Below are 581 nucleotides of genomic sequence, written 5' to 3' on the forward strand. Positions count from 1 at the left end.
GGCACTAGCTCAGCTGGTAGAGCGCGACCTTGCCAAGGTCGAGGTCACGAGTTCGAACCTCGTGTGCCGCTCCAATCTACAATCAGTTTACTCGACTGACTAAAAAAGAGTATTCATTGTGATGCGGCACTAGCTCAGCTGCTAAAACGTTAGACGCGACCTCAAGGTTGCGCCCAGCGAGAAACTAAGAGCTACATTGTGATGCGGCACTAGCTCAGCTGGTAGAGCGCGACCTTGCCAAGGTCGAGGTCACGAGTTCGAACCTCGTGTGCCGCTCCAATCTACAATCAGTCTACTCGACTGACTAAAAAAGAGTATTCATTGTGATGCGGCACTAGCTCAGCTGCTAAAACGTTAGACGCGACCTCAAGGTTGCGCCCAGCGGGAAACTAAGAGCTACACTGTGATGCGGCACTAGCTCAGCTGCTAAAACGTTAGACGCGACCTCAAGGTTGCGCCCAGTGGGAAACTAAGAGCTACACTGTGATGCGGCACTAGCTCAGCTGGCAGAACCCAGATATGCGACCGCAAGGTTCCGCCGCGTGGGGTAGTAACTCGACGACTGTCTAACGTCCCAAGCT

1 tRNA gene is annotated in these 581 nt (G+C 53.4%); it reads left to right on the forward strand.

Annotated features, from left to right (window positions below):
• Nucleotides 1–203 precede the first annotated feature (203 nt).
• A tRNA-Gly gene (locus CWB99_RS23680) sits at nucleotides 204–279 on the forward strand.
• Nucleotides 280–581 lie beyond the last annotated feature (302 nt).

Origin of the sequence: Pseudoalteromonas rubra, assembly GCF_005887095.1 — a bacterium.
Taxonomy (GTDB): domain Bacteria; phylum Pseudomonadota; class Gammaproteobacteria; order Enterobacterales; family Alteromonadaceae; genus Pseudoalteromonas; species Pseudoalteromonas rubra_E.